Below are 24,558 nucleotides of genomic sequence, written 5' to 3'. Positions count from 1 at the left end.
CGAAACCACTTTGTAGGAAGTCTACAACGACGAAGCCCGGTCGAGCCGCGTTGACGAGCGGTCGGGAACGCCCTTGATGGGTGGAGCGAGGCGGCCGATGACCAGGGCAGTTTGCAGGACGAAGGCCTCCCGGGGGAGCAGCGGATCCCACCCGGTGATATCGCAGACCCGGCGCAGGCGGTACCTGACGGTATTGGCATGCACGAACAGTTCACGGGAAGTGGCCTCGAGCGAATGACCGAGCGCCAGATAGGCAGACAGGGTCTCTTCCAGGCCGTTCTGCGCGTTCGCCAGCGGCCGGTAGATATTCCGCAGCAGTGCCCTGCGCGCAGTATCGTCACCCGAAATAACGCGTTCCGGCCACAGGTCGTCGGCCGCTACAGGCCGGGGTGCCGACGGCCACGCCCGGGCAGCCGTCAATCCGGCGAATGCTGCCTGCGCTGAGCTGCTGGCTGCAACCAGGGACTCGGCTTCCGGGCCGTAGACCACGGGACCGGGACCGAACAGATCGCTCAGCCGGCCGTATGCGCTGTCCGGATCCTGGACGCCGCCAAGAACCAGGATGAGCCGGTCACCCTGAATACCGACCAGGATGTCCTCTGCGAGCCTTCCGGTGGTCCGCCGGAGTTCATTGAGGAACATCGCGTTCGGTTCAGCCGGTGAACTGCCCACCATGACCGTAATGGGAGCCTGTGATTTCCACCCGACGGCAGCGATCCTCGAGCGGAGCGCGTCGGAACTTTCGCCCCGGAGGATGGCATCCACCACCAGGGCTTCCAGCCGGGTGTCCCACGAGCCTCGGGTCTCCGCCGCGCGTGCGTACACGTCAGCTGCTGCGAATGCGACTTCCCTCGAATAGCGGAGCACGGCTTCCCGCAGGAGGCCCTGGTCAGCGTCCGAGGCGAGGTCCGGTACCTGGTCCTCCACGACCTGTACCACCACGCGGATCAGCTGCAGGGCCTTTTGGAGACTGATGGAGCGCGTGAGCTCCGTGGGTGCGGTGCCGAACACGTCGCTGAGAACCCATGCCGGGGATACCGGCTTCTGATACCAGTTGACGAAGGACGCGATGCCCTTTTGCGCGACGAGTCCCAGCGCCGACCTCTCATCAGGGCGCAGGTTCCGGTACCAGGGCAGGGAGGAGTCAAGCTGCTTCAGGGTTGCCGTGGACAAAGCCCCGATCTGCGTCCGAAGGCGATCCACCGTGTTCGGGTCAGGGGCGGGCAGCGACGAGCCCCTCGCGGAATCGGATGTAGCCATATCTTGAGCATACGGCCCGGTATGCCGGTGCTCCATTTTGTACAAAGGCTACAAAGGAGCGGTTAAACGGCAGCAGGATCTGCTGGTCTCATTCGAGCCAGCAGATCCTGCCGTTACGGGTCTGGCTAGGAATCGCCCCCGGCGTTGCCGGTGGTTCCGGCATTGACGTCAAGGAGTGAGTACTTCTCAATCGCCTGACGCGGCGCATTGGAATCGACCTCGCCTCGCTTGGCGAGCAACTGCAGCGTCCTTACGACGACGGAGTGAGAGTCGATCTTGAAGAACCGGCGGGCCGCAGCACGGGTGTCGGAAAATCCGAATCCGTCGGCGCCGAGGGTAGCGAAGTCCTGCGGAAGGAACTGCCGGATCTGGTCAGGCACCGCCTTCATGTAGTCGGAGACCGCTACAACCGGACCGGGTGCGTTGCCGAGCTGTTGGGTGACAAAAGGAACCCTGGGCTCCGCATCCGGGTTGAGGAATGTCTCCTCTTCCGCCGCGACAGCGTCACGGCGCAATTCGTTCCAGGAAGTGACCGACCAGACGTCTGCGGACACGCCCCACTCGTCCGAAAGGATCCGCTGTGCTTCCAGTGCCCACGGAACGGCGACGCCGGAAGCGAGGATCTGGGCCTTCGGCGTGTTCTCTGCCTGGTGTCCGTCCTGCAACTTGTAGATACCGCGCAGCAGGCCGTTCACGTCGAGGTTCTCGGGCTCGGCCGGCTGGACGATCGGCTCGTTGTAGACCGTCAGGTAGTACATGACGTTGGGATCGGTGCCCGAGACCGCGTTGCCGTTACCGTACATGCGCTCGAGTCCGTCGCGCATGATGTACCCGATCTCATAGCCGTAGGCGGGATCGTAGGTGACGACGGCAGGATTGGTTGAGGCCAGGATGGGCGAGTGGCCGTCTGCGTGCTGCAGGCCTTCTCCTGTAAGCGTGGTCCGTCCGGCTGTTGCGCCGATGATGAACCCACGAGTCATCTGGTCGCCCGCCGCCCAGAAGGAATCACCCGTGCGCTGGAAGCCGAACATTGAATAGAACACGTAGATCGGAATCAACGGTTGGCCGTGCGTTGCGTATGCGGTTCCTGCTGCGGTGAACGCTGCCACAGAACCCGCTTCGTTGATTCCTGCGTGCAGGATCTGGCCCTCGATGGACTCCTTGTAGGCGAGCACGAGTTCCCGGTCCACCGACAGGTAGTTCTGGCCCTTCGGGTTGTAGATCTTCGCGGTCGGGAAGAAGGAGTCCATACCGAAGGTACGTGCTTCGTCGGGGATGATCGGCACAATCCGTTTGCCGAACTCCTTGTCGCGCATCAGGTCCTTGAGCAACCTGACGAACGCCATGGTGGTAGCGGCCTGCTGCTTGCCGGAGCCGCGCTTGGCCACCTCGTACGCCTTCTCGCCGGGCAGAACCGTCTCGGCGTGCTTCGTGCGCCGCTCGGGCAGGAAACCGCCCAGCTTGCGTCGCCGATCCAGCATGTACTGGATCTCCGGGGCATCCGGGCCCGGGTGGTAATACGGAGCGTTGTATAGGTCAGCGTCGATCTGTTCGTCGGTGACCGGGACGCGCAAGTGGTCACGGAATGCCTTGAGGTCGGCATTGGTGAGCTTCTTCATCTGGTGGGTGGCGTTACGGCCCTCGAAGTGGGGGCCGAGGCCGTAGCCCTTGACCGTCTTCGCCAGGATGACCGTGGGCTTGCCCTTGAATTCCGTGGCGGCCTTGTACGCGGCGTAGACCTTGCGGTAATCGTGCCCGCCGCGCTTGAGGTTCCAAACTTCGGCGTCCGTCATATCGGCAACCAGGTCCTTGGTTACCGGCGTCTTGCCGAAGAAGTGGTCGCGCACAAAACCACCGGACTCAGCCTTATAGGTCTGGTAGTCGCCGTCGGCGGTTTCGTTCATGATCTTGACCAGGTCACCGGTGGTGTCCTTTGCCAGCAGGTTGTCCCACTCCCGGCCCCACACGACCTTGATGACGTTCCAGCCTGCGCCGCGGAAGAAGGCCTCAAGTTCCTGCATGATCTTGCCGTTGCCGCGAACTGGCCCGTCGAGGCGCTGCAGGTTGCAGTTGATGACGAAGTTAAGGTTGTCCAACCCGTCATTGGCAGCCAATTGGAGGAGGCCGCGTGACTCGGGTTCGTCCATCTCGCCGTCGCCGAGGAAGGCCCAGACCTGCTGTTCACTGGTGTCCTTGATTCCGCGGTTGTGAAGGTAACGGTTGGACTGCGCCTGGTAGATCGCATTCATGGGACCGATGCCCATCGAGACGGTGGGAAACTCCCAGAACTCCGGCATCAGTCGCGGGTGCGGATAGGAGGAAAGCGCGTGGCCCTCCTTCGACTTCTCCTGACGGAAACCGTCGAGGTCCTCTTCCGTCAGACGGCCCTCAAGGAAAGCGCGCGCGTACATGCCGGGTGAAGCGTGACCCTGGAAGAAGACCTGGTCCCCGCCGCTCGGGTGGTCTTTGCCCTTGAAGAAGTGGTTGAAGCCAACTTCATACAGCGTGGCAGCTCCCGCGTAAGTGGAGATATGTCCGCCGACACCGATCTCGGGGCGCTGCGAGCGGTGAACCATGACCGCGGCGTTCCAGCGCATCCAGGCACGGTACTTGCGCTCAATCTCCTCGTCGCCGGGGAACTCCGGCTCCTCGTCGACCGGGATGGTGTTCACATAGTCAGTGGTGATGACGCTGGGCAGACCTACAGAACGGCCTCCCGCACGGGCCAGCAAGCGTCCAAGCACTTCGCGGGCGCGTTCTGATCCGCGCGCATCAACCAGCTGATCAAACGATTCGACCCACTCAGCCGTCTCTTCGGGATCCGAATCCCGGCCGGGCGCCGAACCGACGATTCCCTGATCAGCAACCATGCTCAATCCTCTCAATCCGCAGATTATGTCTGCGAGCTCTACGACTGTGTGCTTCGGGCCGTTGCTCGACGAAGCTGCCAAAACCCGGTCGGTGTTTGCCTGACCTTGGATTCACTGTGCCACTCTAGCCCCGCGCAGCGTGACATGCGTAGCTGGAGGCGAAAGGGGTGGGCTCACGTTACGTGGCTAACGGACTGCCTTCGACGGGCAGCGACCGGTGAGTGCCGCGGCTGGAATGGGCAGGAAGGGCAGCGCCTTGCTCGTTCAACGATGCCGTGCGGGCGGGTTGAAGCGTAGCCTTTAACCGTGTTGGCTGGTAATAATGCATATCAACGTACGGTGGCTGTGAAGCAGGAGGCGCGTGAGGCGCACGGTAGAGCGCACGGCGAAGCGCGCAGGATGCGCAACGTGATGTCATCGCACGAATACAGCCTTTCGGGAGGAATGAAGTGAGCGAGGCCGAAGCCACCACCGCAGGTAGCGTGGCGGACAAGTTGGGTTTCAAGGATGGCGACCTTGTTCAGGAGCTCGGATACGACGAGGACGTGGATTTCGATTTCCGCGCAGACCTTGAAGATGAAATCGGCTCGGAACTCCTCACCGAGGATGACCAGGATGTTGTCGACGGCGTTGTGCTCTGGTGGCGGTCCGACGACGGCGACCTTGTCGACGCGTTGGTGGACTCGCTTGGCTGCCTCGACGACGGAGGAGTGATCTGGGTTCTCACCCCGAAGTCAGGCCGGGAAGGCTACGTGCCGCCGTCGGAAATTCAGGAAGCTGCTCCCACAGCCGGACTGCACGCCACCTCCTCAGCGGGAGTTTCACGGGATTGGGCTGCAACCCGCCTTGTAAGCCGCCGCAAGCAGTAGCTTTGGACAACCGGCCAGCGCCCGGAGTGTCAGCTCCCGGCTTCCAGCTTCCCAACCAGCATGGGGAACCGGTGAGCCTTGAAGGTTTGCGTGGCAGCGCCGTCGTACTGGTTTTCTACCCTTTCGCCTTTTCTCGCGTCTGTACTGACGAGTTGGACGTACTTCAGAGCGAGCTGGGCGAGTTCGAGCGGCATGGAGCACGCCTGCTCGCAATCTCGACCGATTCCAAGTACGCGCTGCGCGCATACTCTGATGAGCGGGGCTACACCTTTGACCTCCTGGCTGATTTCTGGCCGCACGGTGCGGTCGCCGATCGTTACGGAGTTCTGGACGCGTCGTTGGGCCATGCCGGGCGCGCAACGTTCTTCCTAGACCAGGAGGGGACTCTGCGCTCCCGGATTGATGCACCGCCAGGGCAGGCGCGGTCCTTCGACGATTACCGAGCAGCGCTGGGGGAGCTTGCGGAGGCGCCGGTGAGCAGGCAATGAATTCGTCGTCGTTGCCGCATGCCTCGTCGCTACCGGGTTTCGGGACCACCGGGTTTGCCCGATCTGAAGCGGCGCCTCGGGTACACGTCTCGGCGTCGGACGAATCGGAGCTGCAACCCGCCGTCGAACTCCTGGGCGGCAGGCGGCTGGCCGTCTTGACAGGGGCCGGCCTGAGCACGGACTCCGGCATACCGGACTACCGCGGACCCAATTCCGTTCCGCGCAATCCCATGACCTATCAGCAGTTCGTGGGGGATGAAGCGCTGCGGAGGCGCTACTGGGCTCGAAACCACGTGGGCTGGCACCATCTGCGCAGGGCTGACCCCAACGGCGGACATATTGCCATCGCGCGCATGGAGCGCCGGGGGCTCCTGACCGGCCTGATCACCCAGAACGTCGACCGGCTTCACACCGTGGCCGGCAGCACCAACGTGGTTGATCTCCACGGAACCTACGACCGCGTGGTGTGTCTGGACTGCCGCAGCGCTTTCACACGACATGAAATTGCGCGGTTGCTCGAGGAGCTGAATCCGGGCTACCTCGACACTGCGGGCGACGCCGGTGATGTCGCCCCGGATGCTGACGCCGACGTGGACGATACCGCGGGCTTCAACATCGCGCCATGTCCTATCTGCGGCGGCATGCTCAAGCCCGACTTCGTCTACTTCGGCGAGAATGTGCCTAAGGACCGTGTGGCGCGTGCTTACGCAATGGTTGACGACGCCGGTGCACTGCTGGTTGCCGGATCCTCACTGACGGTGATGAGCGGCCTCCGTTTTGTCCGCCACGCAGCCAAAGACGGCAAGCCCGTGGTGATTATCAATCGGGGCTCGACACGGGGCGACGAATTCGCTTCCCTGAAGTTGGAACTGGGTGTTTCGGAGTCCCTGGCGTATCTGGCCGAGGCACTTCCCGACCTGGGCGAGGCTGGCGCCGGACCTGACTGAAGGGCCTGAGGTGGTCGATTGGCTTTCAAGGGCATCGGTCCGGTAGAGTAATTCCTCGTGGTGAGGGGCGTTTCGAACCCCGGAACCGCGGCAAGGGTCTTTAGCTCAGCTGGTAGAGCGCCACGTTTACACCGTGGATGTCATCGGTTCGATCCCGGTAGGACCCACCAAAAAAACCTCGTTCCTCCAAAGTGGAGGAACGAGGTTTTGGTTTATCTAGCGCTGTCCGCTGCCGGAGCTAAGCAGGAAGTCCAAGCACCTAAGGGCAGCCGTCATTTGCGGACGTATTACCCTCTCCCAGTTGCGCTTTCTGGCATCGAACGTGACGTGGGTAATAGGGTAATAGGGCCAAGGCGCACAGGGGCGCCGCACACGATGTGCCCCTGAACCTGGGGCGAACCTGCAGATGGAGACTTGATGAGTGCACAAATCGGTGTGACCGGACTTGCCGTCATGGGAGCAAACCTTGCGAGGAACCTCGCCCGGAACGGCTATACGGTGGCCCTGCACAACCGCTCGGTGGAGAAGACCGATGCGCTGCTTGAGAAGCACGGCGACGAAGGAAACTTCATCCGCACCGAGTCACTCCAGGAGCTCGTGGACTCGCTTGAGAAGCCGCGGCGAGTCCTGATCATGGTGAAGGCAGGCGCTCCGGTGGATTCGGTCATCGAGCAACTGGAACCGCTGCTCGAACCCGGCGACATCGTGATCGACGCAGGCAACTCGCACTACGAGGACACCCGCCGCCGCGAAGCTGCCCTCGCCGAAAAGGACCTCCACTTCGTGGGTGTGGGCGTGTCGGGCGGCGAGGAGGGCGCACTGCTCGGTCCCTCGATCATGCCCGGCGGTTCACGCCAGTCCTACAACTCGCTGGGACCGATGCTGGAGAAGATTTCCGCGAAGTACGACGGCGAGCCGTGCTGTCGCTGGGTAGGCACCGACGGCGCCGGCCACTTCGTGAAGATGGTGCACAACGGCATCGAGTACGCGGACATGCAGGTCATCGGCGAAGCCTATGACGTCCTGCGAACCGCTGCCGGAATCGAGCCGGCCGAGCAGGCGAAGATCTTCACGGACTGGAACTCCGGCACGCTGTCCTCCTTCCTCATCGAGATCACCGCCGAGGTGCTCGGACATACCGACCAGCGCACCGGAAAGCCGTTTGTCGACGTCGTTGTTGATTCAGCCGGCCAGAAGGGAACCGGCCGCTGGACCGTGGTTTCGGCGCTTGAGCTCGGCAGCCCCACGTCGGGCATCGCGGAGTCGGTCTTCGCCCGTGGCCTCTCCTCTCAGCGCGACCAGCGTGAGCTTGCGCAGGAGATCCTGCAGGGCCATGAGGGCAGTGTGGAACTTCCGGAGGGCTTCGTCGAGGACGTGCGGCTTGCGCTTTACGCCTCCAAGCTTGTGAGCTACGCCCAGGGCATCGACATGCTCACGGCGGCCGCCAAGGAGTACGGCTGGGACCTCAAGCTGGACGAGATCGCCTCCCTGTGGCGCGCGGGCTGCATTATCCGCGCTGAGCTGCTGGACGACATCATGAAGGCCTACGCCGCGGAGGAGAAGCCCGCGAACCTGCTGCTGGCACCAGCCTTCGCTGAGTCCATCGCGGGAGCGGTTCCGGCATGGCGTCGGGTCGTCTCCACGGCCGTCCAGTTGGGTATTCCGGTTCCGGTGTTCTCCTCCTCCCTTGCCTACTATGACGGGCTGCGCCGCAAGCGCCTGCCGGCCGCCCTCACCCAGGGCCTGCGCGACCTCTTCGGTGCCCACACCTACAACAGGATGGATGTAGAGGGTACTTTCCACACCCTCTGGGGCGAGGACCGTTCCGAGGTTGAAGCTGTAGACACGCACTAGCTGGCTACACAGCAAAGTGCCCCGGCGGTTCTCCGCCGGGGCACTTTCTGTTTCCGGCACCGGGCCGGAGCGACTGTATGGAACTAGATGTAAATCGCCGGGTCGATGTACTCGGCCGGGTCCACCGCAGGCAGCGTTTCCTTCGAGGAATCCCGATGCCGGTAGGTTGCCGGAATACCCGTCACGATCGAGTCGGGGGGAGTGTCCTTGACGACGACGGCGTTGGCTCCCACCGCGCTTCCGGCACCGATGGTGATGGGCCCCAGAATCTTTGCGCCAGCACCGATGGTCACCCGGTCTCCGATCGTGGGGTGCCGCTTCACCTTTTCCAGCGACCGGCCGCCCAGCGTGACGCCCTGGTACATCATGACGTCGTCGCCGATTTCCGCAGTTCCACCGATCACCACGCCCATGCCGTGGTCAATGAAGAAACGTCGGCCGATCGTGGCGGCCGGGTGGATCTCGATCCCGGTGAGGGCCCGGGCCGCCTGGGCCAGTACCCGCGCCGGGAACCGAAGCGAGGGTACCTGCCACATGCGGTGCGTCAGGCGGTGTACCCAGATGGCATGCAACCCCGAGTACACGATGCCGTTCTCGACGTCGCCTCGCGCGGCCGGGTCGTGTGCCCGGGCCGCTTCGAGGTCTTCACGCAGTCTCGCTAGGAAGCTCACAGACCACTCTCTGTTGCAGGGATGACTAACCGCGGATGTCGTCGAACAGAACGGTGGAGATGTAGCGCTCACCGAAGTCGCAGACGACCGCAACGATGAGCTTACCGGCGTTCTCCGGACGCTTTGCAAGCTCCAGGGCACCCCACACGATCGCGCCGGAGGAGATGCCGCCGAGGATTCCCTCCTGGGTGCCCAGCGCGCGGGCCACGCGGACGGAATCTTCCACGCTTGCGTCAATGACCTCGTCATAGATGGTGGTGTCCAAGAGCTCCGGCACAAAGTTTGCGCCGAGGCCCTGGATCTTGTGAGGGCCGGGGGCGCCGCCGTTCAGGATGGGGGAGTCGGCCGGCTCGACCGCAACAATCTTCACGTCGGGCTTGCGCTCCTTCAGGAACTGCCCGACGCCGGTGATGGTGCCGCCGGTGCCGACGCCGGAGACGAAGATGTCGACCTCGCCGTCGGTGTCCTTCCATACCTCCTCGGCGGTGGTGGCCTTGTGGATGGCCGGATTGGCCTCGTTGGCGAACTGGCGTGCCCAGACGGCATTCTCAGTGGAAGCGACAATCTCCTTTGCACGATCAACTGCGCCGCGCATGCCTTCCGAACCCGGCGTGAGCACAATTTCCGCTCCGTAGGCACGCAGCATGACCCGGCGTTCCGTGGACATGGTTTCAGGCATGGTCAGCACGACCTTGTAGCCGCGCGCCGCGCCCACCATGGCCAGTGCGATACCCGTGTTACCCGAAGTGCCCTCGACGATGGTGCCGCCTGGCTTCAGTGCTCCGGACTTCTCGGCTGCATCGATGATCGCGACGCCGATGCGGTCCTTTACGCTGTTTGCCGGGTTGTAGAACTCGAGCTTCACGGCCACCTGCGCATCCAGGCCTTCGGTCAGGCGGTTCAGGCGCACCAGGGGAGTGCGGCCTACCAGCTGGGTGACGTCGTCGTAAATCGGTGCCATGGGGTTCCTGTCTGGGAAGTTGAATCGGGTTGCAGAAAAAACTGTGCCCAGCCTAGCCAGCGGTGGTAACAGCGACTATGCGGTCAGCCATTCTGCGTAATATTTCCGGGCCTTCGCCAGCTTCGGATTGATAATCACCTGGCAGTAACCCTGCTCGGGGTGCTTCGCGTAGAAGTTCTGGTGGTATTCCTCGGCAACGTAGAACGTCGGAAGCCGAACCACCTCAGTAACTATCGGGTTGCTCCAGTTGGGCTGGTTCCGCTCGATCGCGCGTTCGAAGAGTTCCTTCTGTGCGGCGTCCAGGTAGAACATCGACGACCGGTACTGGGTTCCGACGTCGTATCCCTGCCGATTCAGGGTAGTGGGGTCATGGGAGACGAAGAAAATGTCCAGGATGACCTCAGGCGGGATGACGCCCTCATCGAACGTCACGGCAACCACTTCGACATGGCCGGTGATTCCGGCGCACACGGACTCGTAGTCGGGGTCCGTCTGGTGGCCCCCGGTATAACCGGAGACAACGTCCGTCACGCCCTTGGTCTTCTGATACACCGCGTCGAGGCACCAAAAGCAGCCTCCGCCCAGTACGAAAGTCATCATGGTCTGTTCAATGTCTCATCGGGCACAGTTGTTCCCTGCCGATGTGTCAAAGCTCGCTGGGGTCGCGAAACGAACGTTGGATCGGCGATGGAAACTGGTAAAACTAGGGCTATGGAACCTGACGAAGAACGGGGCGCCGCCCTACAGGACGAGGCACTGCCGTCGCGTCCCACCGTCGGAGACGTCCTGCTCGCAATCGAGGAACTGTGGCCGGAATCGCTCGCGGAGGAGTGGGACGCCGTCGGGCTCGTCGCGGGCCGCCCGGACCGAGAAGTATCGACCATCGTCTTCGCCGTAGATCCTTCGGAGGCAGTGCTCGACGACGCTATAGAGATGGGTGCGGACCTGATCGTCGCGCACCACCCGCTCATGCTGAAGCCCGTCAACTCCGTTGCCGCAAGCCGCCCGAAGGGCGCTGCCGTGCACCGGCTGATTGAAGCAGGGTGCGCGTTGGTAACTGTTCACACCAACGGGGACAGCGCAGTGGGAGGAGTCTCCGACGTGTTGGCTGACGCTTTCGGCCTCACCAACGTCCAGCCGCTTGCCAGCGCGGCTGACGGTTTGCCTGAGGAAGGGATCGGCAGGGTCGGGGACCTGCCGGAAGTCACCTCGCTGGGCGACTTCGCCGAACTGGTCTTCGGCCTGCTGCCTGCTGTTGCCGGCGGCATGAGGGTGGCGGGAGACCGCCATGGCCTCGTGCGCCGGGTCGCTGTCTGCGGGGGTGCAGGTGACAGCCTGTTCGAACAGGTGCGCGCGAGCCAGGCCGACGTGTACGTGACTGCTGATCTTCGCCACCATCCGGCGTTGGAGGCTCGGGAAGCTGCGGTGAACGGCCGTCCGTACCTGATTGACGTCTCGCATTTCGGTAGTGAATGGCTGTGGCTCACACCTGCAGCCGCGGCGCTCTCCAATGTCCTGGCTGACCAGCAGTTCACCGTGGATGTTCGGGTGAGCACGGTGAACTCGGACCCCTGGGACTTTGTGCTCACTCCAGGCGGGTAGCTTTCCGGCGGCGCCTGTAGGAGCCTGCTTGGCCCGTCACTGAAGTGTCCTAAGGTAGACGGACAAGGCAATCCGGCGACGCGAAGGACGATCGGTGGCAAAAGCACCCCAGGCAGAACAGCTGAGACTGCTGGACCTCCAGGCGAACGATTCGAAACTCAACCAACTGCAGCGCCAGGCTGCAGCTGCACGGGCTAATCCGGAATTGGCCGAGATTGCTGCGAAAGTAGCGGCGATGGACTCGGAACTGGTAGCTGCCACGACCAACCTGAGCGACGCGGAGCGGGACCTTAAGCGGTCCGAAGACGAGGTGCAGGCTGTCGTGACACGCCTCGAACGGGATGAGCAGCGGCTCAACAGCGGAACCGGAACCTCGAAGGACCTGACAGCACTGCAGAGCGAGGTGGCGTCGCTGACCCGCCGCCGCTCGGATCTTGAGGACATCGAGCTTGAGGTCATGGAGCGTGTGGAGGCTGCCCGCTCCGCTCAGCAGGAAGTCCAGCAGCGGGCTGACGCCACGCGTGCCCGCCTGCGGGAGGTGGAATCGGCCCGGGATGAGGAACTGGCCCGCATTGATGCCGAGCGCGCGGAGGTGCAGGCTGCTCGCGACGAGCTTGCCAAGACTTTCGACGCCGGCCTTCTGGCGCTCTACGAGAAGACGCTGGCCAAGCGAGGCGTGGGCGCCGCACGCCTGTTCCACGGCCGATCGGAAGGTTCCGGGATGCAGTTGAGCCCCGGGGACCTCGCCGACATCACCCGTGCCGCCGATGACGAGGTTGTGTTCTGCCCTGACTCCGGCTGCATCCTGGTTCGCTCGTCCGAGTGGGGAAGCTGACTCCAGTTGCACGATTCTGCTCCGCCCCTGTTCGATGATTTCTCCCCAGCATCTTCCGCAGCATCTTCCGCAGCATCAGGTGAGCCGGCGAGGCCGCGCAGCGGCCCGTCCCGGGACTTCCTTGTCGTGGAGGCCGACGGCGGTTCACGCGGCAATCCCGGTCACGCCGGCTACGGCGCCCTTGTTCGTGATCCCGAGACCGGTGCAATCCTCGTGGAGAAAGCCGGCTACGTCGGCATCGCGTCCAATAACGTCGCCGAATACTCGGGGCTGATCGCCGGTCTTGAGCTCGCGCACGAAATCGATCCTGATTGCCGCATCCTGGTCCGCATGGACTCCAAGCTCGTAGTCGAACAGATGAGCGGGCGCTGGAAGATCAAGCACGCTGATATGCAGAAGCTGGCGGGACAGGCACGGCGGATGATCGATCCTCGCCGCGTCCGTTATGAGTGGATTCCCCGCGAGCGGAACAAGGACGCGGACAGGTTGTCCAACGAAGCCATGGACGCGGGGATGGCGGGGACCGAGTGGAGGCCGCGGAAGCCGGTCGTGCAGGAGGAGCCGGCTGCCGCCGTCGAAACTCCGCCCACGCCCACCGGGACACTGCACCACCTTGAGATCCGTGTGCGGGACCTTGGCGCCGCGCGGGCAAGCTTGGGTTGGCTCTTCGAACGGCTGGGGTTCGTGCCCAATGAAACCTGGGACGACGGCGTGGCCTACGCCGGTGCCGGAACCCACCTCGTCCTTCAAAGAGAGCCGGACGCGGTGGCTGAGGGGCATGACCGCAAAAGGCAGGGCGTGCAGCATCTTGCATTCCGTGCTGGAACACGTGCCGAGGTTGATCTGCTGGCTCGCAGGGCGCAAAGCCACGGATGGTCGCTGAGCACCCCTGCGGCACACCCGTCCGCCGGGGGTAGGGACCACTACGCTGCCCATCTGCAGAACACGGAAGGCTTCGAGGCTGAACTCGTGGCGGATCAGCAGGGCTGAAGTCTCCGTGGGGAGGCCTCAGCTGTCGGCTAAAACGATGTTGAGCTGGGGACCCTTCTTCCCCTTGCCCGGCACAAGTTCACAGGTCCACCGTTCAGCAGCGGCCCGAAGCAGTTGCTCCGGTGTCCGCGGCTGCCTGCCCCGGCGGGTGATGAGGTAGCGTGCGAGCTCGCCCCTCGTATGCTTTGCGAAGTGCGAAACGACCGTGCGTTTCCCATCGCGCTCCTGAAAAACATTCACGGCAACAGTACGCTCGACCGGGCCCGGCCACACTGCGGTGTAGGTGCTGGAGCGGCAGTCGACCACGAGTGAATCGCCGGCGTGGCTGTCGAGGACCGGAGCCAACTGCTTCCGCCAGAAGGCCGTCAGCTTTCCGGTGCCCGGCAGGTCTACCGACATGGACAGCCGGTAGGCAGGAATCGCGTCGCTGAAGCGGACTGCGCCCCACAGGGCGGAGATAACGACGACGGCGGCATCAGCCTTCCGCCTCTGCGTGGGTGTCATGCTTCGGTAGCCCAGGGCGTCGTAGAGTACGCCCGAGTAGACGGTGTGCGCCGGCGCAGCAGGAGCGTCAAGAAGTTCAACGTTCCGCTGCACCTCGTGCGCGAGGGACGCTCCCACTCCAAGAACGGCGTGAGCGTCCGCATGTGCGCTGACCTTTGCGAGGGAGGAAAGGACCTCCAGCCGGGCATCCGTCAGTTCCGGGAAGGCTAGTGAGCCTGGATCAAAAGGGTGTCCTTGTTCCGCCGCTGTTTTTCCTTCGGACGGTGGAAGCAGAATAAGCACCGGACTACTCTACCGGCGCCTGCGCGGTTGTCCTGCTGCATCCGAACGGCTGCGGCGGCGGGAACTGCTCTGGACACGTAAACTTTCTTTGGATGGGTTGGCCAGGCGGCCGCGTGGGAAGCGTCTTCGCTTCTCCCGAGGAACGTCCGGGCTCCGCAGGGCAGGGTGGTGGGTAACGCCCACTCGGGGTAACCCGCAGGCTAGTGCCACAGAAAACAGACCGCCCCGGCAGCAAAGCTGCACGGGGTAAGGGTGAAAAGGTGGTGTAAGAGACCACCAGCGCTCCGGGTGACCGGAGCGGCTAGGTAAACCCCACCCGGAGCAAGGCCAGACAGGGCACGTTTGAGGGCTGCCCGCCCGAGTGTCCGGGTAGGCCGCTGGAGGGCGTCGGCAACGGCGTTCGTAGATGGATGGTCGCCACTGCAGGCCGGTAACGGTCCTGCAGCACAGAACCCGGCGTATCGGCCAGCCCATCCAACAACCGTGTCTCTCTTGCTTGTGCGCTTCTGCCTGCGGCGCGAATAGTGCAACGCTTGCACGCTCTGGTCAAGGGTGTAGACCCGGAATGAATTCCTTTGGCGGGGATCCTCGAAGCTCCTGTTACGCTCCATTACGCTGAAGGGATGGCCGAGATGATTGCACGCAGCAGGGGGCTGTTGCGGCGCAATCCAAACTTCCGCGCGCTCTGGTTCTCAGCAACGTCCGGCGTTTTCGGCACCGCTGTTGCCGCGGTCGCGCTCCCGCTAATTGCCGCCGTCGAGCTGGCAGCGAGCGACTTCGCCGTTGCCGCACTGGCGGGAATGACTTTCCTGCCCTGGCTTCTGCTGGGACTGCCCATCGGAGTGTGGGTGGACCGGTGGCCGCGCAAGCCCGTCATCATGTGGTCCTTGGTGGTGCGCATTGCGGCCCTGGGGACCCTCCCGCTGGCCTACTGGCTCGGGGTGCTGTCGGTTGCGCAGCTGTTCATTGTTGCCTTTGTCGCAGGCCTCTCGTCGGTCTTCTTCAATCTGTCCGAACAGGCACTTGTGCAGCGCGCGCTCACCGGGGACGAGCTTGTCGAGGGGAACGGAATCCTCACCGCATCGGGCGCATCAGCGGACGCCGCCGGCCGCGGTCTTGCCGGTTGGCTGACCGTGGTCCTTGGTGCCTCCAACTCCCTGCTGGTCCAGATCGGCGCATCCCTTGCATCCCTCGGTGCAGTTTCCGCCCTTCACCTCACCGAGAGCCCGGCTCCGCGAGGGTCGAGACGCATCCTAAGGGAAATGATGGACGGACTGCGCTACACGTTCAGCACAGCCCCGCTGCGGGCAATTCTCTTCAACGCAGCGCTATGGAACCTGGGTGGCAGTATGGTCGCCTCCCTGGTGGTGCTTTTGATTGTCCGCACGTTGAGCGAGTCCGAAGTGTGGCTTGGGCTCCTGATGGCGGCAAGCTCGCTGGGAGGAGCCCTGGGCGGTTTATCCGTCAAACGATTGACCGACAGGCTCGGCTCGGGGCCGGTGTGGCGCTGGTCAATGGTGCCCGGCGTGCTTGGCTACGCGTCGCTCCTGGCCATGACCGAGGGATTGGGCATGGTGCCGGGCCTGTTCGGGATGTTCGTCACGGGATTCTCAGTGGCGCTCAACATCGTCGTCGGAACCAGCTTCCGGCAACGTGTGTGCCCGCCGGGAATGATGGGCAGGCTGGGTGCAGCGGCGCGGATGGTCAGCTGGGGGATGCTCGGTATCGCGAGCATCCTTGGCGGCGTGCTCGCAGAGGTTCTGGGTATCAGGACCGCGGTTTTGATCGGAGTTTGTCTGGCAGCCTTGGCGCCCCTCGTGGCGCTCTTCGGCCCACTCCGGTCAGTGCATCGGCTTGAGGACCTTGACCGGCAGCCCGAGCCTCAGTGACCGAAAGGATCCGGGTCGACCCCCGGCATCCAGGTGTGGCCCGGCGTACCCCATCCATTGGTCTTCACGGCCTTCTTTGCCTTGCGGGCATGGCGCGGAATCAGCTTGTCGACGTATAGCGTGCCGTTCAGGTGATCGAACTCATGCTGCATAACCCGAGCGAACCATCCGGTGGCCTCGAACTCGACCGGGTTGCCGTCGCCGTCGTACCCGTTCACCTTCACCCAGTCTGCCCGCTTGAGCGGATATGACTCGCCCGGGAAGGAGAGGCAGCCCTCTGCCTCATCCTCGTCGGGTTCTGCGCCGGAAATCTTGGAGGTAACCAGCGTGGGGTTCACCAACACGCCGCGGGGCGGCACATCGTCGTCGTTATCGAAGCCGTAGACAAAGATGCGCAGTCCGACGCCGATCTGGGGCGCGGCGAGTCCCACCCCGTGCGCCTCGTCCATGGTCTGATACATGTCATCGATGAGGGTTCGGAGCGCGTCGTCGAAGGTTTCGACCTCGGCGGCTCGACGGTGCAGAACGGGTTCGCCGGCAATGGTAATGGGATGAACAGCCATGAGCCTTCCTGGTCCTTGGTTCAGCCGGCGATCTTGCGGCCGATGGTTTCGCGCATGATCTCGCTGGTGCCGCCGAAGATACTCAGCAGGCGGACCGCGAGGAAGGCCTGGGCGATGGGGTACTCCAGGATGTAGCCGTAGCCGCCGTGCAGCTGCAGGCAGCGGTCGGTGATGGACTTCACCCGCTCGCTCGCCCAGAGCTTGACGCGAGCGGCACTGACGGCGTCGAGGGCACCGTCGTTGAAGGCAAGGATAGCCCGATCCACGTAGGTCTCGGTGACCTCAACTTCAGTGAGGATATCCGCCAGTTCGAACCGCGTGTTCTGGAAATCGATCACCCGTTCACCGAAGGCATTCCGCTCCCTGGTGTAGCGGACGGTCGCTTCATACATTGCGCGGGCAACGGCCGAGGATGCCACGGCGATTGCGAGGCGGCCCTGAGGCAGTTGTTCGGTGCAGTACCGCAGGCCCTGTCCCAGTTCTCCCACGAGGCCGGCCCCCGGGACACGAACGTTGTCGAAGAACAGTTCGGCGGTGTCGGACGCTTTCAGGCCCATCTTGTCCAGTTGCTTGCCGGTCTCATAACCGGGGCCCTTGCCGACCATGAAGAGCGAGAATGAGTCGCTGTTGCCTCGCCCGGTTGAGCCATCAGTCCGCGCGAGGACCAGCGCCGCGTCCCCGCTGATTCCGTTGCCGATGAAGGTCTTCTGGCCGGAGATCAGCCAGTCGTCGCCGTCGCGCACTGCCTTGGTGCGAACGCCGCGAAGGTCGCTGCCCGCTCCGGGCTCGGTCCAGGCTACGGAGGTGACCTTCTCGCCGGTGACCATACCCGGCAGCCACTCCTCCTTGAGTTCATCCGAGCCGTAGGCCAGGAGATGGGGGAGCACCAGGTCGTCATGGAGGTGGAAGGCGAGCCCTGCGGCCAGGTGGTTGGCGCGGGCGAACTCCTCGTCCAGGACGGCCCGGAACCGGTAGTCGGGCATTCCGGCTCCGCCGTATTCTTCAGGTACGGCCAGCCCAAGAAGGCCCTGTTCGCCCGCGGCCGTCCACAGCGTGCGCGGCATCATATGTTCGCGGTCCCAGGCGGAATAATGCGGCGCGATTTCCCTGGCGTTGAACTCCTGCGCAACCTCGCGGAAAAGTTCGTGGTCTTCTTCGAACAACGTGCGTTTCATGCAGCCATCCCTTCTGATGAATCCTCGTTCCGCACACCTGTGAACAGACCGAAGAAATGCCAGTGGCCGCCCGGATTGCTCTGGGCGGCCACCTAAGCCTGCGGACTATGCCGGCGGGCCAATCGGGGTGAGTAACGGGGTTTGAACCCGCGACCTCCTGGACCACAACCAGGCGCTCTGCCAACTGAGCTATACCCACCATGCGCCTCGCTCCGGGCTTCCGGCTGTGCTCCGCTGGAAGGCGGACCGGCCGGAGCTGTACGAGGCAGCGCAGACAATTCTACACACTTTTTTGCCTGCTCTGACACGCTGCCGTTGGTGCGGTCAGGCGAGCAGTTCCCGCGCTGCTGCCCTGCTCGTTTCGGAGTCGGGACCGGGGCTCGGCACGAAGACCGTGCTTCGGTAGTACTGCAGCTCCCGGATCGAATCCCGGATGTCCCCGAGCGCGCGGTGGTTCCCCGTCTTCTCGGGGGACTGGAAGTACGCCCGCGGATACCAGCGCCTTGCCAGTTCCTTGATGGTCGAGACGTCTACAACCCGGTAATGCAGGTGTTCGACCACCTCGGGCATATCCCGTGCAAGGAAGACCCGGTCCGTGCCCACGGAATTGCCGCCCAGTTGCGCGCGGCGCGGCTCGGGCACGTAAGCGGTTATGTACTCCATTACGCGCCGCTGTGCTTCCTCCATGGTCACACCGTGCGGAAGTTCGTCGATGAGCCCGGACGCCGTATGCATGTCGCGCACGAAGTCGCCCATGCTCTCCAGGGCTTCGGCAGGAGGAGCAATGACGACGTCGACGCCATCGCCCAGGACGTTCAACTCGGAGTCCGTAACAATGACCGCCACCTCAATCAGGGCGTCAGTGACAGGGTCCAAACCCGTCATCTCGCAGTCAATCCAGACAATCGGTTCGCTTGTAATCGGCACCAATCAAATGTACCGGGTTCGCTTGGGCAACATCTGCGTCAGGCGCGCGAGTGGCTCCACTGGTGTAGCGGCACGGCGCGAGCTGCCCGACAGGGGGCTGGCCGGTCTTCCGGCGCGACATACCGCTGAATCGGAAGCTGACCGGTTTCCGGCGGTCCGAAAGTGTCGATCCACCGGCTGTCCGGCTCGACGGCTTTGACCGAGTTGAAGCCGCTGCTGCCCGGTGCCACAGAGTCCGGTTGGCTTAGGGGCTTCGGCACGGGATGGGTGCGGGGGGCTTGATCCGCGCCCGCCGGTGGAACATACGGGGAAACAAGCGCTGGCAGGATGTTTGCGGTGCCCAGCCACCATGCAAGGGCGAACCCTGCTCCGAGGACTGCTGTGAAGAACAGTGTGGCGAGCACGCCCACACCGGACATCCCAAGCGTTATGCATGTGACGACGGTGACAAACCCGCCCCATGCTCCGATGCCGGACACGAAGGGTCCCGCTGTGCGTACCGGTGGCTCAGCCCGATGGCGCCCCAACTGCAATCAACCGCCTGCCTGGGTTCGAAGGATTCTGCAGCAAGTCTATGGCTTGTCCCCGCCGCGAGTCGGTGCACAACGCGCCGGTTCCTGGCGGGTACCCGGTGATAAAATCGAGCATCTCCCGCATCCCGACTGCCCGCGATGGACCGACGATCGGATCTTCCCCCATGACCGCACCTGCGCCCGCGCCTGTGGCCGCCCCGCACCGTGGGCAACCCAGGATCGCAATCATCCAGGGTTTCGTGGGTTCAATGATGCTGTTGGCGGGTTCTTTCGGGGTTGGCTGGCTCTCACTTGCCTCACGCGAACTGCGCCAGGTTCCGGCAATCATCTGGATGCGCTTCGAACCGGCCGGCGCGGTTTTCTCGGTGCTGCTGCTTGCAATCGGCGGGATGCTGCTCGTTCGCTCCTGGCTTCGGCTGGGCCAGCGATTGGAAGGTTGGGGACCCGAGAGCCGCCGGACGATTCTTGCGGCAGTTGTCGCCTGGGGTGCGCCCATGTGTTTCGCCCTGCCGCTTTTCAGTCGCGACGTCTTTGCCTACATCGCGCAGGGGCAAGTCATGGTTGCGGGACTGAACCCCTACAAAGACGGCTACTCGCAGATCTCCAACTACCTGCAGATCGGCGCCGATGACCTGTGGGCTCAGAGCCCGACGCCGTACGGCCCGATCTTCCTCTGGCTGGAGGAGTTGGTGGTGCGGGCGACAGGGGGGCAACCCGATTTCTCAATTTTCCTCTTTCGGATGCTTGCACTCGCAGGCGCGGCGCTGTGCGTGTACTACGTGCCCAAGCTGGCCGATCTTCATGGCATCAACCCGAACCGTGCACTCTGGTTAACGGCAGCGAATCCACTGTTCCTGACCAACTTCATCGCGAGCATCCACAACGACGCCCTCATGCTTGGGCTGGCCCTCGCAGGCCTCTACTACGCGGCCCGACGTCGTTTCCTCCTGGCCATCCTGCTTGTGACGCTCTCCATCGGGATCAAGCCGATCACTTTGATCTTCCTGCCGTTCATCGGACTCATGTGGGCCGGCCGGGGGGCAAGCTGGGCGCGCACCTTCCTCTGCTGGGCAATGACGGCTGGGCTGTCGCTGGGCATCCTTGGGGTACTCGGAATCATTAACGGTCTCGGCTTCGGCTGGGTCGGTGCACTGAGCACCCCGGGCAGCGTTTGGATTTGGTACGCGCCAATCGGCTTCCTTGGCATGGTGGTCGCGCTGACCGGGGACGCGCTGGGTGCCGACGGTTGGGCCTGGGCCGACGTCGTGCACACCATGGGTACGCTCGTGGCCCTGGGCTTCGTGGCCTGGTTCATCTTCAGGGGGGATCACGCTCACCTGGTGCGCCGACTGGCGCTGGCGCTTGCCGCCGTCGTGCTGCTGGCTCCCATGATCCAGTCCTGGTATGTGGTCTGGCTGATTCCGCTGTTCGCGGTGACAGGGATCCGGGACGACTGGCAGGTCAAGATCCTCTACTTCGCCGTGTCGTTCTTTATGATCTATGCCATCTCAGACCAGCTGGACATCTTCCCCTACATTGAGGTGAGCCTCCACACCGCTCGGCAGTTGGCAGCGGTCGTGGGCGTGGCTTTCGCCACCTATCTGGTTCTGGTCGACCCTCGGACCAAGTCCCTCTTCCAGCGGACATCCGAACCAGCTTCGGATCCGCTCAGCCGCTGACCATCGCCCAGTCAAACATGCGAAGCAGGTCTGATGGGGCAATACTGGGGGCATGAGCGAACTTCAGGAACACACCATTCGGGGAGCTTTTGACATATCGGGCTGGGAGTCCGAGTCGTACACGGTCAAAGGTGCGGGCGGTGAACTCAGCCGCGTGACGGCTGTCAAGGAATTCGTAGGCGAGATTGAGGGGTCATCGGTCGCTGAGCTGCTCATGGCGGGGAATGACAAGGGCGCCGGCTACGTCGCATCCGAGGTCTTCAACGGAACCGTCAGCGGCAGGCGTGGAAGCATGATCATTCAGCATTGGGGCCTGGCCGAGGGCACGGTCGCCGCCAGCTCGGGCCACATCATCCCAGGGTCAGGCACGGATGAGCTTGCAGACATTGCGGGTAAGGCAGAGTACTCTCAGGACCTGTCGGGGCAGCATCATCTTGAGCTGCGCGTGACGTTCGGCTGAAACCCGATAAACTTGGGTGGGCATTACGCCCACATCCGCCTCCGTAGCTCAGCTGGATAGAGCAACAGCCTTCTAATCTGTCGGTCGCGCGTTCGAATCGCGCCGGGGGCACCACTGTCATTGATCCTGTCCTCTCCTCCACACCTGCCAAGTCCTGCCGGTGTTTTCCACATAACACCGCATCGCCCCTCAGCCGCGGTGTTCCCGCTCGAGACTGGAGCCAGCCGACGCGCTTGCGTTGGTGCAGGAACTCGAAGGGGAAATGATGAGCAACTATGTGACCATCCGCGGTTTTGTCGGTACTGAGGTTCGCTGTGCGGTGGCTGGCAGCGGCCTGCCGATTACCAAGTTCCGCCTGGGCAGCACGGACCGCTATTTCGACAAGAAAACCAACACCTGGGTTGATGGAGAAATCAACTGGTATTCAGTCTCCATGTTCCGGCAGTTGGCTACCAACGCGGGTGTGAGCCTGCAAAAAGGGGACAGGGTCATTGTCACGGGCAGGTTGCGGGTTCGGTCTTGGGTGAGCGAAGAGGGAAAAAGTGGAACCACGGTGGAGATCGACGCCGATTCAGCCGGCCACGACCTGATCTTCGGAACCGCGAACTTCCGCCGCTCCAGTGCTGACCGTAATGAACCCGCGTTGCCGCCTTCGGGAACGGACGACGGGGTCTCGGGCGAGGTGAACTACACCACGGGAGAGATTTCCCTACCTGGCTACGGTGCGCCCGGTGGCAGCCAGGTGTCCGAGCAGGACGAGTTTTCGGACGAGTCCGAGGAATCTGCCGACAACCGCGAAGGGGAACTGGCAGCGGCACCCTTCTGATTCAGGGGAACTTGCCCGACATGGCAGAATTGCGGCATGCGGGGAGTCGGGGAATCAGGTCTATCGGGAATGGCGCTTCCAGCTGTGCGGATGCTGACGCTTGCGACTGGGCTGGGCATCTTGCTCGGCGGTTGCTCCGCGGCCGCTACCGAGAGCGAACCGGCAGCGGAGAGCACCTCGCCTGGCGGGAGTTCCTCTCCTGCTGACAAGTCCACCGCCTCACCCACGGTTGAGCCGGCCTCAGAGACCGACCAGTTCGTGACCAGATTCGAAGACAGCCTCACTGCACTGGCTTCCCGTATGCCGAAACCTGATTCCCGCAGCCTGCGGGACGCGTTTGTTGCCGCCGGTGCTGACGAATCAGCGGTGGAAATATCAGCAGACGTCACTCCCACGGGGCTGGATGTCGATGCAATGACCGGGGCAGTCGCAGTTGGTAACACCTGTGTGTATGGGCACGTCCGGGACGGAATAACGACCGTGACCGAACTGCCCGCGCTTTCAAACGGCGGGTGCTTCGTGGGGAACCAGGGATAACGGGCCAGTAGCTCGCGCGGAAACGAGCGGAATATGTTCTCGGGCCACCCACGCACTAGCCTTGGAGTATGGCGGAATTTATCTACACGATGACCAAGGCCCGCAAGGCCGTTGGCGATAAGGTCATCCTCGATGACGTAAGCATGTCCTTCTATCCGGGCGCGAAAATCGGCGTGGTCGGGCCAAATGGTGCCGGTAAGTCCACCATCCTGAAAATCATGGCCGGCATGGATACTCCTTCCAACGGCGAAGCCCGGCTGAGCCCCGGCTACACTGTGGGCATCCTCCTTCAGGAGCCGCCCCTGAACGAGGAAAAGACGGTCCTGGGCAACGTCCAGGAGGGTGTCGGAGAAATTTACGGCAAGATCCAGCGATTCAATGAGATCTCCGAGGAGATGGCGAACCCGGACGCTGATTACGACACCCTCCTCGATGAGATGGGCAAGCTGCAGGAAGCAATCGACGCAGCCGACGCCTGGGACATTGACTCCCAGCTCGAGCAGGCGATGGACGCACTGCGGTGCCCGCCGCCGGACGCAGACGTATCCGTGCTCTCCGGTGGTGAACGACGCCGCGTAGCGCTGTGCAAGCTGCTCCTGCAGAAGCCGGACCTCCTGCTCCTCGATGAGCCCACCAACCACCTCGACGCCGAGAGCGTGCTCTGGCTCGAACAGCACCTGTCGAAGTACCCGGGTGCGGTACTTGCCGTCACCCACGACCGTTACTTCCTTGACCACGTGGCCGAGTGGATCGCCGAAGTGGACCGCGGGCACCTCTACCCCTACGAAGGCAACTACTCCACCTACCTGGAGAAGAAGCGCGCGCGACTGGAGATCCAGGGCAAGAAGGACCAGAAGTTGTCCAAGCGGCTGGCCGAGGAACTTGAGTGGGTGCGGTCCAACGCGAAGGGCAGGCAGACCAAGTCCAAGGCGCGACTGGCGCGCTATGAGGAGATGGCGTCCGAAGCCGAGCGGACCAGGAAGCTCGACTTCGAAGAAATTCAGATCCCACCGGGCCCCCGCCTCGGCAGCCAGGTCATTGAGGCACACGACCTGCGCAAGGGCTACGACGATCGCATCCTCATCGACGGACTGTCCTTCTCACTGCCACGCAACGGGATCGTCGGAGTGATCGGTCCGAACGGTGTCGGCAAGACTACCCTGTTTAAGACCATCGTGGGGCTGGAACCGCTCGACGGCGGTGAGTTGAGGATCGGTGAATCGGTCAAGATCTCGTACGTGGATCAGTCCCGCGGCGGTATCGATCCCAACAAATCACTTTGGGAAGTGGTGTCCGACGGCCTCGACTACATTCAGGTCGGCCAGGTCGAGATGCCGTCCCGTGCCTACGTCTCAGCGTTCGGGTTCAAGGGTCCGGACCAGCAGAAGAAGGCAGGAGTTCTCTCCGGTGGTGAGCGCAACAGGTTGAACCTTGCTCTCACCCTGAAGCAGGGCGGAAACCTGCTGCTGCTCGACGAGCCCACCAACGACCTCGACGTCGAAACTCTATCCAGCCTGGAGAACGCGCTGCTGGAGTTCCCCGGCTGCGCAGTCGTTGTCTCGCACGACCGCTGGTTCCTGGACCGGGTAGCCACTCACATCCTCGCGTACGAAGGCACGGATGAAGACCCGGACAACTGGTACTGGTTCGAGGGTAACTTTGAAGCCTACGAGGAGAACAAGGTTGAGCGACTGGGCCCCGATGCGGCAAAGCCACACCGTGTGACTCACCGCCGGCTCACCCGCGACTGAATCTGATCCTCACGATCGCACTCACAAGTGAATTGAAGAGCGGAGGCACGCACTCAGGTGCGTGCCTCCGCTCTTTAACGATGAT

Annotated in this window: 23 protein-coding genes, 3 tRNA genes and 1 other RNA gene; 16 read left to right on the top strand and 11 right to left on the bottom strand. The window is 63.2% G+C overall.

Annotated features, from left to right (window positions below; translation table 11 throughout):
- Positions 1–21 precede the first annotated feature (21 nt).
- Positions 22–1,260, bottom strand: a complete 1,239-nt coding sequence (locus tag GC088_RS08610) for a PucR family transcriptional regulator (protein ID WP_323958600.1) — start codon at positions 1,258–1,260, stop codon at positions 22–24.
- A gap of 125 nt (positions 1,261–1,385) precedes the next feature.
- Entirely contained in the window at positions 1,386–4,130 is a 2,745-nt protein-coding gene (aceE, locus tag GC088_RS08605) for a pyruvate dehydrogenase (acetyl-transferring), homodimeric type (protein WP_323958599.1), read from the bottom strand.
- 449 nt (positions 4,131–4,579) lie between these two features.
- Here aceE and GC088_RS08600 point away from each other — a divergent pair, with 449 nt between their 5' ends.
- The 5 genes from GC088_RS08600 (at position 4,580) to gndA (ending at position 8,288) form a co-directional block, all read left to right on the top strand.
- The gene (locus GC088_RS08600) at positions 4,580–4,999 is read left to right on the top strand and encodes a DUF3052 domain-containing protein (RefSeq protein ID WP_323958598.1); all 420 of its coding nucleotides are present in this window, start codon (positions 4,580–4,582) and stop codon (positions 4,997–4,999) included.
- Between the two features lie 71 nt (positions 5,000–5,070).
- Positions 5,071–5,487 (top strand): redoxin domain-containing protein, encoded by a 417-nt coding sequence (locus GC088_RS08595; protein ID WP_416377445.1) that lies wholly within the window; start codon positions 5,071–5,073, stop codon positions 5,485–5,487.
- Complete coding sequence (locus tag GC088_RS08590) at positions 5,484–6,434, top strand: NAD-dependent protein deacetylase (RefSeq protein WP_323958597.1); 951 nt, start codon at positions 5,484–5,486, stop codon at positions 6,432–6,434. Before GC088_RS08595 ends, GC088_RS08590 begins: the two co-directional genes overlap by 4 nt.
- A gap of 94 nt (positions 6,435–6,528) precedes the next feature.
- Positions 6,529–6,604 (top strand) — tRNA-Val (locus GC088_RS08585).
- A 247-nt stretch (positions 6,605–6,851) separates the two neighbouring features.
- A complete protein-coding gene (gene gndA, locus GC088_RS08580) occupies positions 6,852–8,288 on the top strand; it encodes an NADP-dependent phosphogluconate dehydrogenase (RefSeq protein WP_323958596.1) in 1,437 nt (478 codons plus the stop codon).
- Between the two features lie 83 nt (positions 8,289–8,371).
- Here the strand turns inward: gndA and epsC are convergent, their stop codons facing one another.
- From epsC to msrA, 3 genes are all read right to left on the bottom strand, one after another.
- The gene (epsC, locus tag GC088_RS08575; RefSeq protein ID WP_323958595.1) at positions 8,372–8,959 is read right to left on the bottom strand and encodes a serine O-acetyltransferase EpsC; all 588 of its coding nucleotides are present in this window, start codon (positions 8,957–8,959) and stop codon (positions 8,372–8,374) included.
- A 25-nt stretch (positions 8,960–8,984) separates the two neighbouring features.
- A complete protein-coding gene (gene cysK / locus GC088_RS08570) occupies positions 8,985–9,920 on the bottom strand; it encodes a cysteine synthase A (RefSeq protein WP_323958594.1) in 936 nt (311 codons plus the stop codon).
- Between the two features lie 75 nt (positions 9,921–9,995).
- Positions 9,996–10,520 carry a peptide-methionine (S)-S-oxide reductase MsrA gene (msrA, locus tag GC088_RS08565; protein ID WP_323958593.1) on the bottom strand — a complete coding sequence of 175 codons (525 nt, stop codon included), beginning with the start codon at positions 10,518–10,520 and terminating at the stop codon, positions 9,996–9,998.
- Positions 10,521–10,631: 111 nt separating this feature from the next.
- Here msrA and GC088_RS08560 point away from each other — a divergent pair, with 111 nt between their 5' ends.
- The 3 genes from GC088_RS08560 (at position 10,632) to GC088_RS08550 (ending at position 13,347) form a co-directional block, all read left to right on the top strand.
- Entirely contained in the window at positions 10,632–11,522 is an 891-nt protein-coding gene (locus tag GC088_RS08560) for a Nif3-like dinuclear metal center hexameric protein (RefSeq protein ID WP_323958592.1), read from the top strand.
- 94 nt (positions 11,523–11,616) lie between these two features.
- Positions 11,617–12,357, top strand: coding sequence for a zinc ribbon domain-containing protein (locus tag GC088_RS08555; RefSeq protein ID WP_323958591.1), 741 nt, complete (start codon positions 11,617–11,619; stop codon positions 12,355–12,357).
- Between the two features lie 6 nt (positions 12,358–12,363).
- Positions 12,364–13,347, top strand: a complete 984-nt coding sequence (locus GC088_RS08550; RefSeq protein WP_323958590.1) for a reverse transcriptase-like protein — start codon at positions 12,364–12,366, stop codon at positions 13,345–13,347.
- A gap of 18 nt (positions 13,348–13,365) precedes the next feature.
- Here the strand turns inward: GC088_RS08550 and GC088_RS08545 are convergent, their stop codons facing one another.
- Positions 13,366–14,133 (bottom strand): YaaA family protein, encoded by a 768-nt coding sequence (locus tag GC088_RS08545; protein WP_323958589.1) that lies wholly within the window; start codon positions 14,131–14,133, stop codon positions 13,366–13,368.
- 93 nt (positions 14,134–14,226) lie between these two features.
- On the opposite strand from GC088_RS08545, the gene rnpB reads away from it, so the two are divergent.
- Together rnpB and GC088_RS08535 are read left to right on the top strand one after the other, a co-directional pair.
- An RNA gene (gene rnpB / locus GC088_RS08540) (RNase P RNA component class A) lies at positions 14,227–14,610 on the top strand.
- A gap of 146 nt (positions 14,611–14,756) precedes the next feature.
- Positions 14,757–16,022 (top strand): MFS transporter, encoded by a 1,266-nt coding sequence (locus GC088_RS08535; protein ID WP_323958588.1) that lies wholly within the window; start codon positions 14,757–14,759, stop codon positions 16,020–16,022.
- Here the strand turns inward: GC088_RS08535 and def are convergent.
- The 5 genes from def to GC088_RS08510 all read right to left on the bottom strand — a co-directional run bounded on the left by def (position 16,016) and on the right by GC088_RS08510 (position 19,166).
- Positions 16,016–16,585 (bottom strand): peptide deformylase, encoded by a 570-nt coding sequence (def, locus tag GC088_RS08530; protein ID WP_323958587.1) that lies wholly within the window; start codon positions 16,583–16,585, stop codon positions 16,016–16,018. The two genes, GC088_RS08535 and def, sit on opposite strands and share 7 nt — an antisense overlap.
- A gap of 20 nt (positions 16,586–16,605) precedes the next feature.
- Positions 16,606–17,760, bottom strand: a complete 1,155-nt coding sequence (locus GC088_RS08525; protein ID WP_323958586.1) for an acyl-CoA dehydrogenase family protein — start codon at positions 17,758–17,760, stop codon at positions 16,606–16,608.
- 126 nt (positions 17,761–17,886) lie between these two features.
- Positions 17,887–17,959: transfer RNA gene (locus GC088_RS08520), tRNA-His, on the bottom strand.
- Between the two features lie 125 nt (positions 17,960–18,084).
- Positions 18,085–18,645: an oligoribonuclease gene (orn, locus tag GC088_RS08515; protein ID WP_416377531.1), complete on the bottom strand. Its 561-nt coding sequence runs from the start codon at positions 18,643–18,645 to the stop codon at positions 18,085–18,087.
- A gap of 80 nt (positions 18,646–18,725) precedes the next feature.
- Positions 18,726–19,166, bottom strand: a complete 441-nt coding sequence (locus GC088_RS08510) for a hypothetical protein (protein WP_323958584.1) — start codon at positions 19,164–19,166, stop codon at positions 18,726–18,728.
- Positions 19,167–19,384: 218 nt separating this feature from the next.
- Here GC088_RS08510 and mptB point away from each other — a divergent pair, with 218 nt between their 5' ends.
- The 6 genes from mptB to ettA all read left to right on the top strand — a co-directional run bounded on the left by mptB (position 19,385) and on the right by ettA (position 24,473).
- Positions 19,385–20,899, top strand: a complete 1,515-nt coding sequence (mptB, locus tag GC088_RS08505) for a polyprenol phosphomannose-dependent alpha 1,6 mannosyltransferase MptB (protein WP_323958583.1) — start codon at positions 19,385–19,387, stop codon at positions 20,897–20,899.
- A gap of 52 nt (positions 20,900–20,951) precedes the next feature.
- Positions 20,952–21,359, top strand: a complete 408-nt coding sequence (locus tag GC088_RS08500) for a DUF3224 domain-containing protein (protein WP_323958582.1) — start codon at positions 20,952–20,954, stop codon at positions 21,357–21,359.
- Between the two features lie 37 nt (positions 21,360–21,396).
- Positions 21,397–21,473, top strand: a tRNA-Arg gene (locus tag GC088_RS08495).
- 148 nt (positions 21,474–21,621) lie between these two features.
- The gene (locus GC088_RS08490; RefSeq protein ID WP_323958581.1) at positions 21,622–22,185 is read left to right on the top strand and encodes a single-stranded DNA-binding protein; all 564 of its coding nucleotides are present in this window, start codon (positions 21,622–21,624) and stop codon (positions 22,183–22,185) included.
- A 69-nt stretch (positions 22,186–22,254) separates the two neighbouring features.
- Entirely contained in the window at positions 22,255–22,722 is a 468-nt protein-coding gene (locus GC088_RS08485; RefSeq protein ID WP_323958580.1) for a DUF6993 domain-containing protein, read from the top strand.
- A gap of 68 nt (positions 22,723–22,790) precedes the next feature.
- Complete coding sequence (gene ettA / locus GC088_RS08480) at positions 22,791–24,473, top strand: energy-dependent translational throttle protein EttA (RefSeq protein WP_323958579.1); 1,683 nt, start codon at positions 22,791–22,793, stop codon at positions 24,471–24,473.
- Positions 24,474–24,558 lie beyond the last annotated feature (85 nt).

The organism is Arthrobacter sp. JZ12 (genome assembly GCF_035189165.1).
Classification (GTDB): Bacteria; Actinomycetota; Actinomycetes; order Actinomycetales; family Micrococcaceae; genus Arthrobacter_D.
Note: the sequence above shows the minus strand (reverse complement) of the source record. Positions and strands in the feature narration are given on the sequence as shown.

Coding starts and splice junctions, on each gene's coding strand:
- ettA (WP_323958579.1), top strand. CDS start 22,791: ATGGCGGAATTTATCTACACGATGACCAAGGCCCGCAAGGCCGTTGGC.
- GC088_RS08490 (WP_323958581.1), top strand. CDS start 21,622: ATGATGAGCAACTATGTGACCATCCGCGGTTTTGTCGGTACTGAGGTT.
- GC088_RS08525 (WP_323958586.1), bottom strand. CDS start 17,760: ATGAAACGCACGTTGTTCGAAGAAGACCACGAACTTTTCCGCGAGGTT.
- GC088_RS08500 (WP_323958582.1), top strand. CDS start 20,952: ATGAGCGAACTTCAGGAACACACCATTCGGGGAGCTTTTGACATATCG.
- mptB (WP_323958583.1), top strand. CDS start 19,385: ATGACCGCACCTGCGCCCGCGCCTGTGGCCGCCCCGCACCGTGGGCAA.
- msrA (WP_323958593.1), bottom strand. CDS start 10,520: ATGATGACTTTCGTACTGGGCGGAGGCTGCTTTTGGTGCCTCGACGCG.
- GC088_RS08560 (WP_323958592.1), top strand. CDS start 10,632: ATGGAACCTGACGAAGAACGGGGCGCCGCCCTACAGGACGAGGCACTG.
- gndA (WP_323958596.1), top strand. CDS start 6,852: ATGAGTGCACAAATCGGTGTGACCGGACTTGCCGTCATGGGAGCAAAC.
- GC088_RS08590 (WP_323958597.1), top strand. CDS start 5,484: ATGAATTCGTCGTCGTTGCCGCATGCCTCGTCGCTACCGGGTTTCGGG.
- GC088_RS08485 (WP_323958580.1), top strand. CDS start 22,255: ATGGCGCTTCCAGCTGTGCGGATGCTGACGCTTGCGACTGGGCTGGGC.
- aceE (WP_323958599.1), bottom strand. CDS start 4,130: ATGGTTGCTGATCAGGGAATCGTCGGTTCGGCGCCCGGCCGGGATTCG.
- GC088_RS08610 (WP_323958600.1), bottom strand. CDS start 1,260: ATGGCTACATCCGATTCCGCGAGGGGCTCGTCGCTGCCCGCCCCTGAC.
- GC088_RS08535 (WP_323958588.1), top strand. CDS start 14,757: ATGGCCGAGATGATTGCACGCAGCAGGGGGCTGTTGCGGCGCAATCCA.
- orn (WP_416377531.1), bottom strand. CDS start 18,645: ATGACGGGTTTGGACCCTGTCACTGACGCCCTGATTGAGGTGGCGGTC.
- cysK (WP_323958594.1), bottom strand. CDS start 9,920: ATGGCACCGATTTACGACGACGTCACCCAGCTGGTAGGCCGCACTCCC.
- def (WP_323958587.1), bottom strand. CDS start 16,585: ATGGCTGTTCATCCCATTACCATTGCCGGCGAACCCGTTCTGCACCGT.